This window comes from Deltaproteobacteria bacterium (assembly GCA_019308925.1).
GTDB lineage: Bacteria > Desulfobacterota > B13-G15 > B13-G15 > RBG-16-54-18 > JAFDHG01.
On the sequence record JAFDHG010000047.1, the window covers coordinates 1 to 19,336 of the forward strand.

At 48.5% G+C, this 19,336-nt stretch carries 22 protein-coding genes; 5 read left to right on the forward strand and 17 right to left on the reverse strand.

Going from position 1 to position 19,336, the window contains the following annotated elements; genetic code table 11:
• Positions 1 to 303: hypothetical protein (locus JRI46_08650; protein MBW2039649.1), on the forward strand; the 303-nt coding region annotated here is incomplete at its 5' end.
• Here JRI46_08650 and pyrF read toward each other — a convergent pair.
• Positions 287 to 1,012 carry an orotidine-5'-phosphate decarboxylase gene (gene pyrF / locus JRI46_08655; protein ID MBW2039650.1) on the reverse strand — a complete coding sequence of 242 codons (726 nt, stop codon included), beginning with the start codon at positions 1,010 to 1,012 and terminating at the stop codon, positions 287 to 289. The genes JRI46_08650 and pyrF overlap by 17 nt on opposite strands.
• A gap of 21 nt (positions 1,013 to 1,033) precedes the next feature.
• Positions 1,034 to 1,816 carry an IclR family transcriptional regulator gene (locus JRI46_08660; protein ID MBW2039651.1) on the reverse strand — a complete coding sequence of 261 codons (783 nt, stop codon included), beginning with the start codon at positions 1,814 to 1,816 and terminating at the stop codon, positions 1,034 to 1,036.
• Positions 1,817 to 2,067: 251 nt separating this feature from the next.
• On the opposite strand from JRI46_08660, the gene JRI46_08665 reads away from it, so the two are divergent.
• The gene (locus JRI46_08665) at positions 2,068 to 3,594 is read left to right on the forward strand and encodes a radical SAM protein (GenBank protein MBW2039652.1); all 1,527 of its coding nucleotides are present in this window, start codon (positions 2,068 to 2,070) and stop codon (positions 3,592 to 3,594) included.
• On the opposite strand, the gene JRI46_08670 is transcribed toward JRI46_08665, so the two are convergent.
• The 8 genes from JRI46_08670 to JRI46_08705 form a co-directional block, all read right to left on the reverse strand.
• Positions 3,566 to 4,708 (reverse strand): GAF domain-containing protein, encoded by a 1,143-nt coding sequence (locus JRI46_08670; GenBank protein MBW2039653.1) that lies wholly within the window; start codon positions 4,706 to 4,708, stop codon positions 3,566 to 3,568. The genes JRI46_08665 and JRI46_08670 overlap by 29 nt on opposite strands.
• Positions 4,709 to 4,728: 20 nt before the next feature.
• On the reverse strand, positions 4,729 to 4,926 hold the full coding sequence (locus JRI46_08675; GenBank protein MBW2039654.1) for a CooT family nickel-binding protein: 198 nt from the start codon (positions 4,924 to 4,926) through the stop codon (positions 4,729 to 4,731).
• Positions 4,919 to 5,350, reverse strand: coding sequence for a DUF3842 family protein (locus JRI46_08680; protein ID MBW2039655.1), 432 nt, complete (start codon positions 5,348 to 5,350; stop codon positions 4,919 to 4,921). Before JRI46_08680 ends, JRI46_08675 begins: the two co-directional genes overlap by 8 nt.
• Positions 5,350 to 6,078 (reverse strand): protein-L-isoaspartate(D-aspartate) O-methyltransferase, encoded by a 729-nt coding sequence (locus JRI46_08685; GenBank protein MBW2039656.1) that lies wholly within the window; start codon positions 6,076 to 6,078, stop codon positions 5,350 to 5,352. Before JRI46_08685 ends, JRI46_08680 begins: the two co-directional genes overlap by 1 nt.
• A 225-nt stretch (positions 6,079 to 6,303) precedes the next feature.
• Positions 6,304 to 7,026 (reverse strand): tRNA 2-thiocytidine(32) synthetase TtcA, encoded by a 723-nt coding sequence (locus JRI46_08690; GenBank protein MBW2039657.1) that lies wholly within the window; start codon positions 7,024 to 7,026, stop codon positions 6,304 to 6,306.
• Complete coding sequence (locus tag JRI46_08695; GenBank protein MBW2039658.1) at positions 7,002 to 7,655, reverse strand: endonuclease III domain-containing protein; 654 nt, start codon at positions 7,653 to 7,655, stop codon at positions 7,002 to 7,004. The genes JRI46_08690 and JRI46_08695 overlap by 25 nt, the downstream gene beginning before the upstream one ends.
• A gap of 79 nt (positions 7,656 to 7,734) precedes the next feature.
• Positions 7,735 to 7,899: a zinc ribbon domain-containing protein gene (locus JRI46_08700; protein MBW2039659.1), complete on the reverse strand. Its 165-nt coding sequence runs from the start codon at positions 7,897 to 7,899 to the stop codon at positions 7,735 to 7,737.
• A gap of 50 nt (positions 7,900 to 7,949) precedes the next feature.
• Positions 7,950 to 8,423 carry a hypothetical protein gene (locus JRI46_08705; GenBank protein ID MBW2039660.1) on the reverse strand — a complete coding sequence of 158 codons (474 nt, stop codon included), beginning with the start codon at positions 8,421 to 8,423 and terminating at the stop codon, positions 7,950 to 7,952.
• Between the two features lie 632 nt (positions 8,424 to 9,055).
• Here JRI46_08705 and murJ point away from each other — a divergent pair.
• On the forward strand, positions 9,056 to 10,618 hold the full coding sequence (gene murJ, locus JRI46_08710; GenBank protein ID MBW2039661.1) for a murein biosynthesis integral membrane protein MurJ: 1,563 nt from the start codon (positions 9,056 to 9,058) through the stop codon (positions 10,616 to 10,618).
• Here murJ and rfaE1 read toward each other — a convergent pair.
• The 6 genes from rfaE1 to JRI46_08740 form a co-directional block, all read right to left on the reverse strand.
• A complete protein-coding gene (rfaE1, locus tag JRI46_08715; protein MBW2039662.1) occupies positions 10,593 to 11,606 on the reverse strand; it encodes a D-glycero-beta-D-manno-heptose-7-phosphate kinase in 1,014 nt (337 codons plus the stop codon). The genes murJ and rfaE1 overlap by 26 nt on opposite strands.
• Positions 11,578 to 12,540 carry a glycosyltransferase family 2 protein gene (locus tag JRI46_08720; protein ID MBW2039663.1) on the reverse strand — a complete coding sequence of 321 codons (963 nt, stop codon included), beginning with the start codon at positions 12,538 to 12,540 and terminating at the stop codon, positions 11,578 to 11,580. The genes rfaE1 and JRI46_08720 overlap by 29 nt, the downstream gene beginning before the upstream one ends.
• Positions 12,541 to 12,630: 90 nt before the next feature.
• Entirely contained in the window at positions 12,631 to 13,473 is an 843-nt protein-coding gene (locus tag JRI46_08725; GenBank protein MBW2039664.1) for a DUF3473 domain-containing protein, read from the reverse strand.
• 171 nt (positions 13,474 to 13,644) lie between these two features.
• A complete protein-coding gene (locus JRI46_08730) occupies positions 13,645 to 14,592 on the reverse strand; it encodes an SDR family oxidoreductase (GenBank protein MBW2039665.1) in 948 nt (315 codons plus the stop codon).
• A gap of 72 nt (positions 14,593 to 14,664) precedes the next feature.
• Positions 14,665 to 15,036 (reverse strand): four helix bundle protein, encoded by a 372-nt coding sequence (locus JRI46_08735; protein MBW2039666.1) that lies wholly within the window; start codon positions 15,034 to 15,036, stop codon positions 14,665 to 14,667.
• A gap of 71 nt (positions 15,037 to 15,107) precedes the next feature.
• Complete coding sequence (locus JRI46_08740) at positions 15,108 to 15,503, reverse strand: YjbQ family protein (protein MBW2039667.1); 396 nt, start codon at positions 15,501 to 15,503, stop codon at positions 15,108 to 15,110.
• Between the two features lie 419 nt (positions 15,504 to 15,922).
• Here JRI46_08740 and JRI46_08745 point away from each other — a divergent pair, with 419 nt between their 5' ends.
• Positions 15,923 to 17,116, forward strand: coding sequence for a pyridoxal phosphate-dependent aminotransferase (locus JRI46_08745; protein MBW2039668.1), 1,194 nt, complete (start codon positions 15,923 to 15,925; stop codon positions 17,114 to 17,116).
• Here the strand turns inward: JRI46_08745 and JRI46_08750 are convergent.
• Positions 17,113 to 17,583: an NUDIX hydrolase gene (locus tag JRI46_08750; protein MBW2039669.1), complete on the reverse strand. Its 471-nt coding sequence runs from the start codon at positions 17,581 to 17,583 to the stop codon at positions 17,113 to 17,115. The two genes, JRI46_08745 and JRI46_08750, sit on opposite strands and share 4 nt — an antisense overlap.
• 389 nt (positions 17,584 to 17,972) lie before the next feature.
• Between JRI46_08750 and fabF the strand changes: the two genes are divergently transcribed.
• Positions 17,973 to 19,211, forward strand: a complete 1,239-nt coding sequence (gene fabF / locus JRI46_08755) for a beta-ketoacyl-ACP synthase II (protein MBW2039670.1) — start codon at positions 17,973 to 17,975, stop codon at positions 19,209 to 19,211.
• The last annotated feature ends 125 nt before the right edge of the window (positions 19,212 to 19,336 follow it).

Below are 19,336 nucleotides of genomic sequence, written 5' to 3' on the forward strand. Positions count from 1 at the left end.
CCCTATCCCAAGGAGTTTCACCAGAAGGGAAACAATGGCCCTCTAAAAGGACCCAAGCTCTTAAAAAAATTGGATAAAAAGAAGTTAAAAGGTTACTGGCAACATATAGGCCTTTACGCCTTTCGGAGGGATTTTCTCCTGAAGATAACCGCCTTACCTCCCAGTCCTCTGGAAGAGCAAGAGGGTCTGGAACAGCTCAGGGTGTTGGAAAATGGTTATAAGATCAAGACAGTAATTGCCTCTGCCCCCTCAATAAGCATCGACACCCCTGAGGACTTGGAGAGGTTTAAGTCCCTGATCTGATCTCCTTAAGGATCTCTTTGGTTGCCTCCAAGGGATCGGCCGCATCTCTAATTGGACGGCCGATTACCAGATAATCGGCTCCTGCCTTCACCGCCTCCTTAGGGGTCATCACCCTAGCCTGATCGTGTCGCAGACTTTTCTGCGGTCTCACACCCGGGGTAACGATAATGATATCCTCACCGCAGACCTCCCGCAGAGGCCTTATCTCCTGAGGGGAAGCGATCACCCCATCCAGCCCAACCCTTTGGGCCAGCTTGGCTAGCTGGACAACCTCTTCCTCTAAAGATCTCGCAATACCCAGCTCTCGGAGATCAACTGCCCGCAGGCTGGTTAAAACGGTAACCCCCAATATCTTTGGAGACGGCAGACCCTCCTTTTGGGCCAGCTCATGGGAGGCCTCCACTGCCATGCGCATCATCTCCACGCCCCCCAAGGTATGGAGGTTAAACATGGCGACACGTAACCGGGTCGCCATAGCAGATGCCCTGGCCACTGTCGCAGGGATATCATGATATTTTAAGTCGAGAAAGACCTTTCCCCCCTTCTCCTGAACCATCTCTACAACTTTGGGTCCCATCCAAGTAAAGAGTTCTTTTCCTATCTTGAAACCCCACACCCATTCCTTCAGCTCCTCCACGAACCGTTTGGCCTCATCCCAGGTCCCTACATCTAAGGCAAAGATAATCGGGTTGGTCTGCAGAAGTCTCACCTCCCCTCCTTTTCCAAGGGCCTATGTCTCATAACCCAGCCTCTTTGATATCTCTCTGCCAGCTTCCAGGATTGCGGGGATGATCTTCTTCTCCAAGACCTCTTTCGTAAGGCGAAAGGCTGGGCCAGCAACCGATATCCCGGCCACCACATTCTGCGTATAATCCCAAACGGGTACACCCACACATTTTACCCCCCGTTCATATTCCTCATTGTCCACAGCGTATCCCTTCTCTCTAATCTCCTTTATATGCTGGAGAAATTTTTCCCTTCCCGTTATTGTATTCTCAGTAAACTTCTTCATATCACCCCAAGAGATGATCTTTTCTATTTCGGACTCAGATTTAAAGGCTATTTGGGCCTTGCCGATGGCCGAACAATAAACGGGAAGCCTCCATCCAATTCTCGATGCTACCCGAACTGTTTGCTCTGTCTCCACTACATCCAGATAGACCATAGAGTTCTGGCGAATTATTCCCAATCCAGCGTTTTCATCGCAGTTCTTGGCCAGTTCTTCGAGAATGGGTCTTGCCTGCCTCACCAGACCTATCTGTCGCAGGTATGTCTGCCCCAACTCAAGACTTTTAAGCCCCAGACGATAGTTTTCTGTCTCCCTATTTTGTTCTATGTACCCCCTGAGTTCTAAGGTGGCAAGCAGGCGAAAGACATTGTTTTTATGTAACCTTAGTCTCCTGCTCAACTCTGTAACCCCTAATTCCCTCACATCTGCGCTGAACTCCTCCAAGAGATCCAAGGCATTTGCCACAGACTTGATGATATAACTCGATTTTTCTCTTTTAGCCATCCTCTCCCTCCTCTAAAAATCTGCTATAAATATAAAATATTGTTCTCTTTACGTCAAGTTGATAAACCAATTTTTCTCGAATATTTTTAATCTAGCTGATTCTTGTACTAATATTAATAAAACAATATTTTAAATTATAACAGAAAGGGGCCTGATTCTCGTTGACAAAAAGCGTTTTGTAATTATATAATTTATATAAGGGTGATGAAAGTTTGCGCCAAATTTTTCTCACCTGAGAAAGGGGGAGAAAGATGGAGGTAGTGCAAGAAATTAAAGATTATGCAACGCAACAAATCATTAAGAAGATCATATCTCTGCTTGGAAAGGTGTCTGACAGTCGCTTGGTTCAAATGACCTATTTGGGGGAAAAGCTCAGCTTCGATCCGGAAGTTAAAAAATCCATCCAAAAGATCAGGTTTTTCCTCCAAAATGGACATCCTGCCAAGGATCTCGTCTATCGGGTTCTAAATTATCTGAGATATGAAAATCAGGTGAAGTTATTCTATACCCTCTTTAACAACTGCTGGTTCTTCGGCGGGAAAAAGCGAGGTGCCTTTGAAAGGGAACATGGTTACCGACCTCCCTTTATCATGATCCTGAGCCCCACTATGAGGTGCAATTTGCGGTGCAAGGGGTGCTATACCCTGGGATATGGATTAAAACCTGAACTAGAATTTGATTTGGTAGACAGGATCCTCCATGAGTGTGAGGAGCTGGGGATATATTTTGTGACCATTTTGGGGGGAGAACCGCTCCTCTATCCCCACCTCTTTGACATGATCGAGGGGCATCCGGACATCTTCTTTCAGATCTATACCAATGGGACATTGATGACCAAAGAGAAGGCCCAAAGGTTTGCTGATTTGGGAAACCTGGCGGTGGTGATAAGTATTGAGGGGGATGAGGAGGAAACCGACAGGTGGCGTGGCAAAGGTGTTTACAAAAAGATCATGGAGGCCTTCGAACATCTTAGGAATGCCCAAGTCCTCATCGGAACTTCAGCTACAGTAACCAGCGAAAATGTAGAGGTAGTCTCTTCCTTTGAGTTCATCGATAAAATGATTGACCATGGTTCCATCGCCCAGATGTACTTCCTCTACATCCCGGTCAATGGCCAAGCGGACCTCTCTCTCATGGTGACGCCAGAGCAGAGAGACCTCCTGCGCAAGCAGGTGATCGCTACCAGAAATACCAAACCCATCTTCGTCCTCGACTTCTGGAATGACGGCCCCTATGTCCAGGGATGTATTGCTGGAGGAAGGCGCTATTTCCATGTAAACGCCAAGGGTGATGTGGAGCCCTGTGTCTACACCCACATCGCCGTGGACAACATACGCCATACTACTTTAGCCGAGGCCCTTAACAGTAAGCTCTTTCAGGCGGTACGTGCCCGGCAGCCCCATAATGAAAATCATCTGCGCCCCTGTATGATCATCGATAACCCCCATGTCATGCGAGAACTCATTGCGGAAACAAAACCGGAGTTCACCCACCCTGGGGCAGAGGAAATCTATACTGAAAAGAAGGAATTGATGGATGCATACGCCAATAGATGGAGTCAATTAGCAGATAAGGTCTGGAAAGAAGAATACGTGAACAATAGACCTATAACACTAACGAAGACCGATGAAGGTTCTCTGATGCAATCCCAAAGGGGTGTAGTTGCCGGTTTCGAAAAGATCGAAGATGAAGGGTTGCAGATCGCTCATAGAGACAACGAGGCGCAAAACAATAAAAAGGCCTTAAAGATCAAAAATCACCTTTTTCCAGAGCCTTGACAAAGGCTTCTACCACTTGAGGGTCAAATTGGGTCCCTGCGTTCCTTTTTATCTCCTCACCAGCTTTCTCTTTGCTCATACCCTTTTGGTAAGATCGATCAGTGATCATGGCATCGAAGGTGTCGGCTACAGCGATGATCCTGGCGATAAAGGGGATCTCCTCACCTTTCAGCCCTTCTGGATATCCAGAACCGTCATAGTACTCGTGATGGTATTTTATCCCCGGTATAATGGGCCTCAGTTGTCTTATATGCCCCAATATCTCTGCCCCTAAATGGGGGTGTTCCTTCACTATGTCAAATTCCTCCGCTGTCAACTCCTCATCCTTGTTAAGGATTTGATCTCTGATCCCCACCTTCCCTATGTCATGCAATATAGCCGCTAACATAAGCTGCCTCTTTCCCTCGGGGCGCAATTGCAGGTACTCTGACATCGCCATACAGACCTTCAGGACCCTCTGGGTGTGTCCTCCGGTATAACTGTCCCTCTTCTCAATGGCCTCTGATAGTGCCTTCACAAGTTGCAGGGACATCTCATCCAATTCCTCATACAATCTAGCATTGTCCAGGGCAATGGCGATCTGATCTGCTAGGGATTGAAAGAGCTCTAGATCATCTTGGGTGAATTCACCCTCCCTCTTGTTTATCCCTTGAATTACCCCTGCTATCTCTTTTTTGGTCCTTAAGGGGACACAGATGAGGTTATGGGTGACGAAATCGGCGGCCTCATCCACCTCCTTGAAAAAACGGGGGTCCTCCCTTGCCTCGGGGACAATGAGTGGTTTGCCATACATTGCCACCCACCCCGCAATTCCCTCCCCCATTTTTAGCTGAAACCGCTTCACGATCTTGCCTTTTTCTCCCAAAGCCACCTCGAAATAAAGCTGCCCTTCTTCATCTTTTAACAGGAGGGAGCTCGTTTCACAGTTTAGAAGTTCTGCTGCAGCCTCTGTGGCCCTTCTCTTCACATATTCAAACTCAAGGGAGGAATTGAGGATACCACTTAACTTGGCGAGGGTCTCTAACCTATTGCACCTCTCCCTTGCCCTTCTAAGCTCAACCTTAAACCTTCCAAAATCCTGCTCTGTTTCTTCAGGGGGTACCCGTTCCTCTATCGTCTTAAGATTTTCTCCTCTCAACCTCCGCCAACCTCCTTTAACACAATTTTGTCCTCGGAGAGGGCCAACAGTTTAAAGGTGGCCTTAAGGACCTTTTGCTCGCCAAAGATGCTTTCTAAACGCCACATCCCTCCTTCAGGTTCTATGAGGTATACCGCCTCTAAAAAAAGTTCCTCCTTTCCATCTTTGTCCAAATATACATTTGCCTCACACATCGATGACCTCCTTCAACTCTTTCGAGACAAGATCTTCTACCAAATGGGGCAGGGGTTGATGGGTCACCCCCACAATGGATACCCTCTCCTGAGAGAGGGGGAGTAAGATCTTGTAGGCATGATTGGAAGAAATGGCTTCAGCCATCTTAGGAGTCAACTCACCCATCATTGAATTGGCCATAACTATACTCATGGGGCCAATGATGTAATCGGCCTGAGGGGCCATCCACACGATGGCATTTTCTCCAGTGGCCCCACGATTGGCCCGGGCCTTCATCATCGCCGCCGTGGCGTTAGAATTGGTCCCCAACGCAATGATCTCTACCCGCTCCTGAAATACCTCTTTAAGCCTCTTTACAATGGTACTGCCTATCCCCCCACCTTGGCCATCGACAACACATATCTTAACTCTCTTCTGGGCCATTACCTCTTCTCCCTCTCTATCTCCCCCGTCATCGGGACGAATACTACACCCGTGATCCGTTTCTTCTCAATCCTTCCCTCCCTTTTGGTTAACAAAGTAAGGGATTGGTAAAAGGGATCATCTCCCAAGGGTAAGATCATCCTGCCCCCTTCTTTAAGTTGCTCAACCAAGTGTTTGGGGACCTTTGGTGCAGCACAGGTAACGATAATGGCATCATAGGGTGCATGCGCCTTCCAGCCAAAAAAACCATCGCCACACTTTACCCAAACATTTCTGTACCCCAATTTCTTCAGGCTCTTTTGCGCCTTTTGAGCTAGCTTTTCGATGATTTCGATGGAATAAACCTCCTTAGCCAACTCAGCCAAGACGGCGGCCTGGTATCCTGAACCAGTACCTATCTCCAAGACCTTATCCTCAGATTTAATGTGCAGATGATAGGTCATCATGGCCACAATATAAGGTTGGGATATGGTTTGTCCCTCTCCGATGGGCAGGGGGCGATCTTCATAGGCCAGATGACGGTAATCCTCGGGGACGAAGAGGTGTCTTTTTACCTTTAACATGGCCTCCAGAAGTCTCGGATCATCTATTCCCCTCTTTTGGATGTCCTCCTTTACCATCTTCTGACGAGCGGCTAGATAAAAGTCCCCATCAGCCCCTTGAGAAGAACAGTTGAGCATAAAAAAGGAGACCAATATTATAAAAATTAGCTTAATTAGGGGCTCCATAACCAAACCCTCATGAGGGTTTCCCCTTCATCCCTGCCCACGTAAAATACAGGATTCTAGGATTCGAGGGGTCTAGGATTTTAGCAAAGGGAAAACCACTTGAATCCTTGAACCCTAGAACCCTTTCTTCTCGAGGGGTTTCAGGGGGCTTGCCCCCTGAAGTAAGGCCACAAACGCATAAGAACCCACATAACTTATAAAAGTTCAATTTACCGTGAAATATTTTCACGCTAATAGATATTCACCCTTGACATTACTGAGGGCCCGAAATATATTCCTCTTTATCCTCCTGTCCATCCTATCCAGCTCCCCCAAAAGGAATTTGATCTCCCTTCTGCGGGTCGAACCTCTCGTGGGGCAACCATCATGTAAGTCGGGGAAATCATGAAGTTTGGCATAGGCCCGGATCTTACCCTCCTCGACCAGAGACAAAGGCCTAATTATGGACAGTTTGCCCCCAAAGAGGACCTGATGGGGAACCATGGTGCTTATCTCCCCACAGTAAAAGACATTTAACAGGAAGGTCTCTATAATGTCATCCCTATTATGCCCCAAGGCCACTTTATTACAACCCACTTCCTTAGCGGTTTCAAAGATGACCTTACGTCTTAACCTCGCACAGAGGAAACAGGGATTTTCATGATTAAGGGGGCTATGGGCCAATGGTCCTATTTGGGTCTTTTTGAGGAAATAATCGCACCTAAGACCCTTCATATACCCTTCTAACAACTCCAAATTGCCACCTTCATATCCAAGATCGACAGTTACCACCTTAAGCTCATAATTTATGGGTACTCTATATCTTCGCTCATGCAGGAGTTTTAACATCACCAGACTGTCCTTTCCCCCCGAAACGGCCACCAATATCCTGTCACCATCTTCGATAAGACGATATTGGTGGATCGCCTTCCCCACCAGTTTTCTTATTTCCCCCTTGAGATAAGCCATCCTTCCTCCAAGGGACAACCAGTACAATGGGGTTTGGTCTTACAGAAAGTCTTCGCTAATTTCACTAAAAGGGCATGATATTCTTTATATAGGGATATATCCCGTGGAAGGCTACTCATGAAAAGATCCTGGATGTCCTGATAGGATACCCCATCGGTGACAATCCCATGTCGGTATAAAATCCTTTTGGTATAGGCATCAACCACAAAGATCGGCTTTTCTCCTGCGTAGAGGAGAATACTGTCTGCTGTCTCAAGGCCTATCCCCTTTACCTTGAGGATCTTCTCCCTGAGTGTGGCAAGGGACTCGCTAAACATCCCCTTTAAATCTCTTCCATATTCCCTGTGTAAGAAGTCCATGAAATTTTTCAGCCGCCTTGCCTTGACATTATAATAGCCAGCTGGCCGTATAAGTTCTGCTAATCTCGACTCTTCTACCTGGATCAAGCCCTGAGGCGTCAGTACCCCTTCTCTCTTCAGGTTTTCAATGGCCCGCTCCACGTTTTTCCAGGCCGTATTTTGGGTCAAAACGGCCCCCACTATCACTTCAAAAGAGGTTTCTGCAGGCCACCACCCTTGCTCCCCAAAAAAATGTAATAACCTATGGTAAATAGTCAATAACTCTTTCACAACAGATCTTTCATCTTGTCCTCAAAAGCCTAACATAAGGGATAAGACATTTCAACTGCGGAAAAAAATAAGGGGGGAACTAACTCTTTCTGGAGGTTTTGGTAATGAAGCGGGTAACCAGTTGTTTTAGCTTTTTTTCTCCACAGTTAGGGCACTTATACTCTTTATCTTCATACTCCTTTAAGCTAAGGATCAAAGATATATCTTCTTTACATTTGGGACAGTAAAACTCATAAGTGGGCATTTGCCCTTACCCCCTTTTTAAAATTTAATTTTTCGTAATTTTTTGAATCCCTATACTAATCTCCTCAATTGTTTGGAAAATCCTTCAAAAGGATCATCCCCCCTGTCTTTGAAGAAAAGGGTTCGCAGATAGTTAAGACCCCCCACATAAAACTCGAATCTGTTGGACAGTTCCCTAAAAATGATGGCCTCTGGATGATAAAGGGCTTGATCAAGCTCGCTTACCAACCAGTAGGCCCTCGCCCCCTCTTGCAGATAATAAGATGTTATGGACAGTCTGTTGGTATACTCTTTGAACATCCCGGTCATAAAGAGGACATAGTCACCCACCTGTCTCCTGATCTCTCTCTCCCTTAACAGGCCAGAACCGGTGTGGGCAACTTCATGGGCCTCCAGGAGCATCTCGACTACGGTCTCTAATCTCCTCCCCCTTTGATCCCTTATCCTATAAAGATTCTCCGTCCGGGCGAAATTGGTGAGTAGAGAGGAGATATAATCCGTCACCCTCTTGTCCTTGATGTTCAAGTCCCAAAAACTCCTCCTCGTGGCCCAATCAAAAAACTCCTTCAGCCTTTTATTAGATCCTTCTACTTCCCCCGCCATTTTTAGACCTAACTATCTATGTCTTTTCTATTAAACCCTCATGAGGGTAGGAGAAGATCCATAAATAAATTATATCATTAGTAATGAAATCTGCAAGTCTCTAATGATTTCTTTTCCTCTCCACGGCGATACCACAATTTATAAGGGGAGGTAACCCCTATTGAGACCTGTCAAGGATATTTTGTGGCGAAATCCTTTCCACGTCAACTTTATTTTTGTAAAACATGCTGCTACCAAACCCTCACAAGGGTTTGCCCTCACCCCCGCCCATGAAAATGCAGCGTGCTTTTGGCACGTCTCTCTGGGGGCAAAGCCCCCAGACCCCCAACAAGGAGAATATCTTTCGGGGTTTCGGGGGGCACAGCCTCCTTAATGAGATGACCTGAAGGTCGTCGGGGTTTCAGGGGGCGAAGCCCCCTGAAGTGGGGCTTTCAAAAACCTTGAGGTTAAAGGAACTTTTATGTTATCAATTTACCGTGAAAAGGTATTTTCACGGTAAAATGTGTTAGATCAACGTGGAGCAAGGTCCTCAATATCTTACAAGGGGAAGGACTGTGCAGGAGAAAAAGGAGATCGTCAGGGCTACAGGGGTGGTTAGTTCTGCCACCTTTATGAGTAGGGTCCTGGGGTTGATACGAGACATGGTCATCTCCGGCTATTTCGGTGCCGGCATGGCCACCGATGCCTTTTTCATCGCCTTTACCATACCCAACTTGCTGAGGAGGCTCCTCGGGGAGGGAACCCTCACGGTCTCATTTGTCCCCGTCTATACAGAATACTTGACCCATCAGCCCCAAGAGTCCCAGCGGGTCGTCCATATCACCACCACCGTCGTCACCTCCCTCCTACTTATATTGACCATCATGGGGATTGTCCTGACCCCCTGGATCATCAAGTTGCAGGCCTTCGGATGGAAGGACCCTTCTCTGATAAGGCTCACCATCCTGCTGACCCGCATATGCTTCCCCTATCTCTTCTTTATCGGCTTGGTGGCATTGGCTATGGGGGTCCTGAACTCCCATCGCCACTTTGCTGCCCCTGCCCTGGCCCCCTGTCTGCTCAACATTTCAATCATTGTCAGTGTCCTCCTTCTGGCCCCCAGAATCAACCCCCCTGTGCTCACCTTGGCCCTGGGGGTATTCCTTGGAGGGTTGGCCCAATTCCTTCTCCAACTCCCCTTTTTGCGCGCCAAGGGGATAACCTTTAAGATAAACTTCGACCTGTGCCACCCAGCCTTGCGACGCATCGCCCTAATGATGGCCCCTATGATGATAGGGATCGCGGCCTTTCAGTTTAACCAGGTGGTAAACCGCTTCCTGGCCTCATTCCTCCCGCAGGGGAGCATCTCCTATCTCTATTATGCCGACAGGATCTTCGAGTTCCCCCTGGGGCTTTTCGCTATCGCCCTCGGGGTAGCAGTCCTGCCCAGCTTCTCGCGCCTGGTGGCTGAAGGGAGGATTGAGGAACTCAATGAGGGAGTGAACTTCTCCTTGAGGATGATCCTGTTCATCACCGTACCCGCCATGGTGGGGTTAATCATCCTCCGGGTCCCCATCCTCAACCTCATCTTTCAACACGGGGCCTTTACCTACCACAGCACCATCATGTCGGCCAAGGCCTTGCTCTTCTATTCCCTCAGCATCTGGGCCTTTGGGGGGATAACTGTCCTGTCTCGGGCCTTTTACGCCCTAGAGGATGCCAAGACCCCGGTCAAGGTGGCCATAATGGCCCTGGTGGCCAACTTCCTGCTGGGAGTAGTCCTGATGCACCCTTTGCGACATGCGGGTTTGGCCCTGGCCAATTCGCTGGCCGCCATCTTAAATGTGGCATTTCTGGCCTATTTCTTCCACCGCAAGACCTCTGGGCTGCGCTGGAGAGAGCTCACCTCCTCCATGCTCAAGATAGCCCTGGCCATCATCCCTATGTCCCTGGTGGTTCTTCTGACTGAGAGAGGATATACATGGAGGGAAAGCGGGGGTTATGCAGCGAAGATACCGCTGTTGGGTGGCGGAATAATTGCAGGAATTGTTCTTTTCTTCCTCTTTTCCTATCTTCTGAGGAATAAAGAGTTGCGGTTCCTATGGGAGGCCTTTAGGGGTGGATCACATACTCGGTAACAGCCTTCCCCAACTCCTCCGGGGTCACAATAGCTGTACCCACCTTGCCCACCACTATCCCGGCGGCGTAGTTGGCCAAGACCGCTGCCTGTGGAAAATCACTCCCTGCAGCTAGGGCCAAGGTCAGGGTACTGACCACCGTGTCCCCTGCTCCTGTTACGTCATAGACCTCCTTGGCCACAGTGGGGACCCTGGTAATCTTTCCCCTTCGCTCAAAGAGGACCATCCCCTCCTCTCCCCTGGTGATGAGGACCGCCTGGCTGACGAACTTCTCCAATAAGTACCTTCCCACCTCCTCTAGGGAGTCCTCATCCCTTATCTCCTTGCCTGCAGCCACCTCAGCCTCTTTAATGTTGGGGGTCAAGACCGTCACCCCTTTACCTTTATAGAGTTCAAAATTATTCATCTTGGGGTCCACAGCCACCAATTTCTCATCGGCCCTCCTTTTGTCCATGATAAAATCCATCAGGCCTGGAGTGATCACCCCTTTGCCATAGTCTGAGATAATGACCCCGTCGACTTTGTCCCAGTGCGCATCTATATAATTGAAGAGCCTTTCCTGGCTTTGCTTGGGGATGGGCTCCAGACTCTCACGGTCAAAGCGGACTACCTGCTGGCTATGGGCAATAATCCTCGTCTTGACTGTCGTAGGCCTTCCCACCTCCACCACAATCCCTCCTGTGTCTATCCCCTGTTCGACCAAAAGCCCCTTCATCTTCTCCCCCATCCTATCGCCCCCAATGACCCCGGTCAACAAGACCCGCCCACCCAAGCTATGTACATTGTTCACCACATTGGCCGCCCCCCCCAGCAGGAGGGTATCATTGGTGACAGCCACCACAGGTACTGGGGCCTCAGGGGAGACCCTGGAGACCTTTCCCCAGATAAATTCATCGATAACGATATCACCCACCACCAGGAGGGCGGTCCTTCTAAACCTCTGCAATAGCCTACTTATGTTAATCTTTCTGGTGAGCTGTCTTAACATGTTTCACCCCTTTCAGGCCCTCATAATATGGACAGAATTTGAGGTGCCAGAGCAAGAGTCGGCAGCACGTCCTCCACCTCTTCCTATACCCCCTCTTGCCGAGCAAGAGGGAATTGGCCAGAACCTCTCCCAAGAGGCGCAGCATCAATCCCATCTTTAAGAAGACCAGTCTAACCCTTCCCTTATATTTGGTGAAAAATAGATACCGTGAGCGATAGAACTCTATCTTGGCCTCCGTCTTGACCATTGCGGCGCTGACCCCCTGCAGATGGAGGATCTGGGCTTGAGGCACGAAACAAACCCGCCAACCCTTGTCTCTCATCCGAAAACACCAATCGGTCTCCTCCATAAAGAAAAAATATCCCTCATCTAATCCCCCTACTTCCTCTATGGCTTTGCGGCGGACAATTATACAGGCACCCACCAGGGAATCCACATCTATGGGGGAGGGATAATCTCTCTCTTTGCCCGGGTACCTCCGGGGGAAGAGGGTACGTAGCAGGCGTTTGTTTAGCAGCTCCGTGGCCAAGGAAGGAAAGGAGGCAATGGAATTCTGCCTTGAGCCATCCGCGTTGACCAGTTGCCCCCCTGCTATGCCCACATCGGGGTTATCCTCCATAAAGGTGACCATGGCCTGGACTGCCCCTTCCTTTAGTCTGGCATCGCTGTTCAGCAGAAAGACATATCTCCCCGCTGTTTTGGCCAGGGCCTGATTGGTGGCCCGGGCGAAGCCGTAGTTCTCGCTGTTGAGAATGAGTTGGGCCTGAGGAAAGACCTCCCTTATTGCCTCAGGGCTTCCATCTTCCGAACCATTGTCCACCACCACGACCTCAAATTCATAACCGTTGACGGTATTAAAGATGGAACGCAGGGCCTCCAAGGTGAGCCCTTTGGTGTTCCAATTCACCAAGATAAAGGACAGATATACCCCCATCAACCCAAAAACCCCTTTATCTCCCCTACCAGTTCTTTGACCTCCTCCTGGCTCAATTCGGGGTACATCTTGATATCTTTATACTGGCCCTTAAGGTCCACGAAAAAAACCCGCATCTCCCAACACCTCCTGAACAGGGGCAAAGGAAAATTCCCTCAGCAATCCTTCCACCTTGGCCTCTACTTTATCCAGATTATGATAGAGGGCAAACCTCCCCTTCCAGTTCAATCCTAACCGCGGGAGCTCTGGATCTAGCTCCCAAGGATGGAGGTAGATAACGGCGGGGAGGCCCTTTTTGTTCATATTTTTAATACAATATCGTATCAAATTATAAGGCAATACCCTGAGATACAACCCTCCAGAGAAGGGAAGGCGGAGGCACCCTATCCTTATGATAGATGGCGGTACCTCTATGATCTCGGCATCTTCCCTCCTATGTATCCGTGGATTGGACCGGGAGATACCCCCCAGATAGGCCCTGGCAGGTAGGATACTGGAGTCATACTTAAATCCTATATCGGCCAATATCCTCAGCGCCCAAAGAGACCTTCGGGTAATGGACCATGAGGGGGCCCTAAAACCGACGATCTCTTTCCCTCCGATCTCCTCCAGCAGGACCTTCGCCTCCTGGATCTCGCGACGGAATTCTTCCCTTTTCTGCTCGTAAACGAGGCGGTGATGATATCCATGGAGGCCCAGTTCGAATCCCTCCTCTACTAACCTCCTCACCAGGTGAGAGTATCCTTCAGCAACCTCCCCAAGGACGAAAAAGGTCCCCCTCTGACCATAGGCCCTCAACAGGGAAACAAGTCGCTCTGTCTGCTCCCCTACCCTCCCCCCCAACAACTCCCTCTGCTTCTTGGAGAGGGGGAGATCGTTTCTGTGAAAACACTCCTCTACATCAACGGTGAGGATGTTCTTCACCTCCAGCATTCTATAACCTCGCTCACATCTCTTAAGAGAAAGAATTACTCTCCCTAATTTCGACCCCCCATTGAGGGTGGCCCCTCAAACTCCCCAGTATTAATTATAAGAAGTAACTCTTTTTTTATCCTTGGCGACCTGAGGTCGCCGTTGAGGGAAAAATCCTTTTGGATTTTCCCCTCAACAATTCTGTCGAGAGGCCTTGAACCAAGCCACACTCCTGCGCAACCCTTCTGAAAAAGGAACCCCCGGTTCATATCCTAAGAACTCCCTCGCCTTTTCTATGCTGGCCAGAGAGTGTTCCACATCTCCTGGACGTGGAGAGGTGTATTCGATATTCAGATCTGGATCGATGATCTTTTTCAACTCCTCCACCAATTGATTGATGGATATCCTCTCCCCACACCCCACGTTTATCGTCTCCCCTGCCACCCCCTCGGCCTCACACGCCAGGAGGTTGGCCTGAACTATATTGTCTACGAAAGAGAAATCCCTTGTCTGCTCACCATCCCCGTATACAACCAGGGGTCTTTTTTCTAAGGCCAGAGTGATAAATTTGGGAATCACGGCGGCGTATGGAGAGAGGGGGTCTTGCCTGGAGCCGAAGCAGTTAAAATAGCGTAGGCAGATCGTCTCCAGGCCATAGACCTGATAAAAGACCTGGCAGTAATATTCACCAGCAAGCTTGGATGCAGCATAGGGGGAGAGAGGGGAGGGGAGAAAATCCTCCACCTTCGGAAGGAGGGGGGAGTTACCGTAGACCGAGGAAGAGGAGGCGTAGATTACCCTCTTCACGTCGGCATTGCGGGCAGCTATGAGCAGGTGCAGGGTACCATTGACGTTATGTTCGGTAATCCCTTTGGGGTCCTTGATAGACCTGGGGACGGAAGGGACGGCTGCCTGATGCATGACAAAATCGGCCCCCTCTACCGCCTTCACGGCCGCATTCAGGTCTCTGAGGTCTCCCTCCATAAACTCTATTTCTTCCATTACGTGTTGAAGGTTCTCCCTCTTGCCTGTAGATAGGTTGTCGATGGTTCTGACCCGCTCCCCCCTCCTGACTAATTCCTCCACAATATGGGACCCGATAAAACCAGCACCCCCTGTAACCAGATATAATCTTTTCATCCATTCTCCTCTGTCAAGATGGAAGCAAAGATCAAAGGCTCTTTAACCAAAAGGATCCAAGGATTCGAGGATTCAAGGGTTCAAGTGTTTGTTCTCTAAAGATCGAATGAGTGCCTTGAGCATCCTCTCACCCTCCCCTATGTTTTTCTGAAGAGCCCTGAAATCATCCGGTTTAATATAGCCTAAATCACTCGATAACATAATCTGGGTCTCTAACTCACAATTAGAACCATACGCTATATATAATGATTGCATATACTCCTGTGTCGTCTTCCTGCCATACCCCTCTGCTATGTTTGATGGAACAGATACAGCAGCCCTCCTGATCTGTGATGTCAATCCATATCTCTCTTCTTTAGGGAAACCTTTCGTAATTTTATAGAGATTGATACAAAGCTGATACGCCTTCTGCCAAACTTTCAACTCCTTATAATTTTTGAGCATTTCACTTGACCACTGGAATCCTTGACCCCTTGAACCCTCTCAATTTTACCGACCCAATGGTAAAATTGAGATCACATCACCCTCACCAATACCTTCCTGCGGCGGGGACCGTCAAACTCGCAGAAGAACACCCCCTGCCAGGTCCCCAACGACAGCCGTCCTCCCCTCACCAAGAGGGTCTCTGAGGGCCCTACTAGGGTCGCCTTGATGTGGGCATCGGCATTCCCCTCCAAGTGATGGTAACGATCCCCAGCCGGGACAAGTTGGTTCAACTTGGCTATGATATCGGCCTTTACGCTGGGGTCAGCATTCTCATTGATGGTCACTGCTGCCGTAGTATGTGGTACATAGAGAGAGCAGATCCCCTCTGATATCCCTGATTCCTCAATTACCCCCTCCACTTGGGGCGTGATATCGACCAGCTCCATCCTCGATTTGGTCTTGACCTCTATCTCCTTTGTGATCATCTCCCATCCCCTTTAGCGTTGAAGAGTTGAAGGTCTCTGAAGACCTCTTCTAACCCCCTTATATCTCCTTGTCCATCGCCGTTCCTTCGCCAATTTGGCTATTAATTATATGTCTTTCAAGGGAAATAAGCAATAGGGGAGGGGAGATTTATGTCCTTGCACCAGAGGGGAAAGTATGTTACCTAGAAAATACTTTTTCTACGTAAATCGGCTTTAAAAGGGTGATGAACCTTGGAGGTTCTTTCGGACCTTACTTCAGGGGGTAAGGCCCCCTGAAACCCCTAAAAAATAGGAAACCCCGTTTGGGGGAGTTTGAGGGGGTTTCCCCCCTCAACGGGAGGCCGAAGTTTGGAGCAAGGTATCTTTATTCTCAAGAGTGAGGGTAACCGTCATGGACGATTACTTAGGAGGTGAAATCGATGAAGCTATCCCAGAGGGCCCAAAAGGTTAAGCCTTCCCCTACCTTGGCCATCACGGCCAAAGCCAAGGCCATGCGCGCCCAGGGGATCGACGTAATAAGCTTCGGAGCTGGGGAACCTGATTTCGACACCCCCCAACACATCAAGGACGCAGCCATCAAGGCCTTGCAGGAAGGTTTCACCAAATATACCCCGGTGGGTGGAATAGATGAGCTGAAGGAGGCCATTGTAGAAAAGCTCCTAAGGGAAAATAAGGTAACGTATCAAAAGGAGCAAATATTGGTCTCATGTGGGGGAAAACACTCCCTTTACAACCTTGCCCAAGCCATCTTAGATAAAGGGGATGAGGTGATCATCCCCGCCCCCTATTGGGTCTCCTATCCTCCTATAGTCATGTTGGCAGGGGGGAGACCGGTAATCATATCCACCTCTGAAGAAGAAGGATTCAAGCTGGCCCCTGAGGCCTTGGAGGAGGCGACAACCCCCAAGACCAGGGCGGTGATCATCAACTCCCCCTCTAACCCCACTGGTAGTGCTTATACCCGCCGTGAACTGGAGGGGTTGGCCGAGGTGGCCTTGCGGCACAATATCTGTATCATCTCCGATGAGATCTACGAGAAGATCGTCTATGATGGCTTTGAACACGTTAGCATCGCCTCTATTAGTGAGGAGGTAAAGGAGATCACCATCCTCGTCAACGGGGCCTCCAAGACCTACTCCATGACCGGGTGGAGGATCGGGTATGCTGCGGGACCGCCCAAGGTCATCGGGGCCATGACCCGGATCCAGAGCCAGAGCACCTCTAACCCCACCTCCTTTGCCCAAAAAGGGGCCTTGGCTTCATTGCTGGGAAACCAAGAAGAGATCCAGGTCATGGCGCAGGAGTATCAAAGACGAAGGGACCTCATCTGGAAGGCAATCACCTCCATAGAAGGCATCTCCTGCTACAAACCGCTGGGGGCCTTCTATGTCTTCCCCAACATAGGGGCCTATCTCGGCAGGAGCTTTAAAGGGAAAAGGATCGAAGACTCTTCTCAACTGACCGGTTATCTCCTGGATGAGGCCTTGGTGGCGGTGGTGCCCGGGGTGGACTTTGGGGCAGAGGGGTATCTGCGCCTCTCCTATCCCATCTCCCTTGAGGTCATCCAAGAAGGGGTAAAGAGGATAAGGGAGGTCCTAGCGAGGTTAGATTAGAGGACCCTGCGTGCCCCCGTCTTTTTATAAATGAAGTAGTCTCTCAATATCTGGGAGTGGTCAAAGGCGAGCTCAGAGGGAACTTCCTCCTCGGAAAAGATCCCTATCCCCTGGGCGTCATCCTGGGCTTGGAGGGTCCCTCCCTTGGCCCTGGCGATATAAACAGTGGTGATATTGTGCTGCCTGGGGTCACGCTGGGGGTCAGAGTAGGTATGAAACTGCCCCAGTAGCTCTACTTCAAGATTGGTCTCTTCCCTGGCCTCCCTTATTGCTGCCTCCTCCAAGCTCTCCCCATAATCGCAATATCCCCCAGGCAGGGCCCATTGACGAGGTTCGTTTCGACGCAGGATCAGAACAATCCCCTCTCCCTGTTCGATGATAATATCCACGGTGGGAAAGGGATTGTGGTATTCCTTTACCAAGGTACCACATTTGGGGCAGTGAAGCCCTTTTCCTTTCTCGGTCATGCCTCCTCCAATAAAAAATGCGATCGGCTGGATCAAATCAGTGGCACCGGAATTAGAAATGTAAAAAAACGAAGCTTAAACCACCCAATGATGATATATTTAGCTAACAACTGAACAGGTAAAATATAGACAAAGGGAGGAAAAAAGAAAAGTGAAAAAATAGAAGATAGCCAATTTTCACATACTTTTTTAAAATGAGGCAATTCGAATACTTGACAAATTTTTTTAAAAACACTTTAATATTTATTGTATAAATTGGTAAACTTTTAAAGCTCTCTGCTGACTTTGAGGTTTTAAAGGGAATTAATTGAAAGTGTGAATAGAAGGATGCAGTAGATGACGTTTAACTTTTAAAGCTTATAAAGGCAGTCGTTGGAGGAGACTTTAAGGTGAAGAAGAGAAGAGTAGTAATCACTGGCCTGGGGGTAATAGCACCAAATGGGATTGGCAAGGAAGCCTTTTGGAACGCATTAAAAGAAGGAAAATCTGGTATCCAAAAGGTAACCAGGTTTGATGCTTCCTCTTACCCCTCTCAGGTCGCTGGGGAAATTAATAATTTTGACCCCACAGACTATATGAGCCCCAAAAGTGCCAGGAGAATGGATAGATTTGTACAATTTACCGTGGCTGCTGCTCGGATGGCGATAGAGGATTCTCAATTAACCATCAATAGAGGGAATAATAAAAAAATTGGAATTGTAATGGGCAGTTCGCTAGGTGGCTTGCCTCATGCCGAATTTCAACATGAAGTTTTTATGGAAAAAGGCCTAAATAGGACAGACCCATTATTAGCTCTTAGACTCTACTGCGGAGAGGCTTCTTCCCATGCTTCTATTGAGTTAGGAATTAAAGGACCTTGCTACACGATATCCGCGGGTTGCGTTTCAGGAACAGATGCTATTGGATATGCTTTAACTCTAATCAGGAATGATGTAGTAGACGCTGCAATAGCTGGTGGTGCTGAAGCCCCTTTAGCACCATTGACATTCGGTTCTTTTTGTAGAATAGGCGCCCTATCCAGAGGAAATAACTATCCTCAGAAGGCAAGTCGGCCTTTTGATAGAAACCGTGATGGCTTTGTGATGAGCGAGGGTGCTGGAGTGGTTGTATTAGAGGAACTTGAGCATGCACTGAAAAGAAATGCCCATATATATGGTGAGCTAGCAGGATTTGGTGCAACCTCTGATGCTTTTCATATGACTAGGCCTTCTGATGACGGAGAGGGAATTGTAGATGCAATAAGATTAGCTTTACAAGATGCGAATGTAGATGCTGAGGAAATTGATTATATAAATGCACATGGCACTTCAACCCCATTAAACGATAAGATAGAAACGCTTGCTTTTAAGAAAATATTTGGCCGTCATGCTTATAGGACACCAATTAATGCTACTAAATCAATGACAGGACATAGCATAGGAGGGGCAGGGGCTATCGAGGCCGTGGCATCGGCCTTAACCATAGAAAATAAATTTATACACCCCACTATCAATTATGAAACGCCAGATCCCGATTGCGATCTAAATTATGTCCCGAACAAAGGCATAAAAGCTAAGGTAAGTGCAGTTTTGTCCAACAGTGTTGGTTTTGGCTCAAGAAATGCTGTAATTATAATTAAAAAGTATTAAGAGGAAAATTTCACCGAGACAAAGAATATGCTAAGCGGTATCTCAACGGCCAATTTAATAACAGCTATAACTAGCTTCACTTTGGGAATATTTGTTTATTTCAAGAACACAAAAGCTCCTGTTAA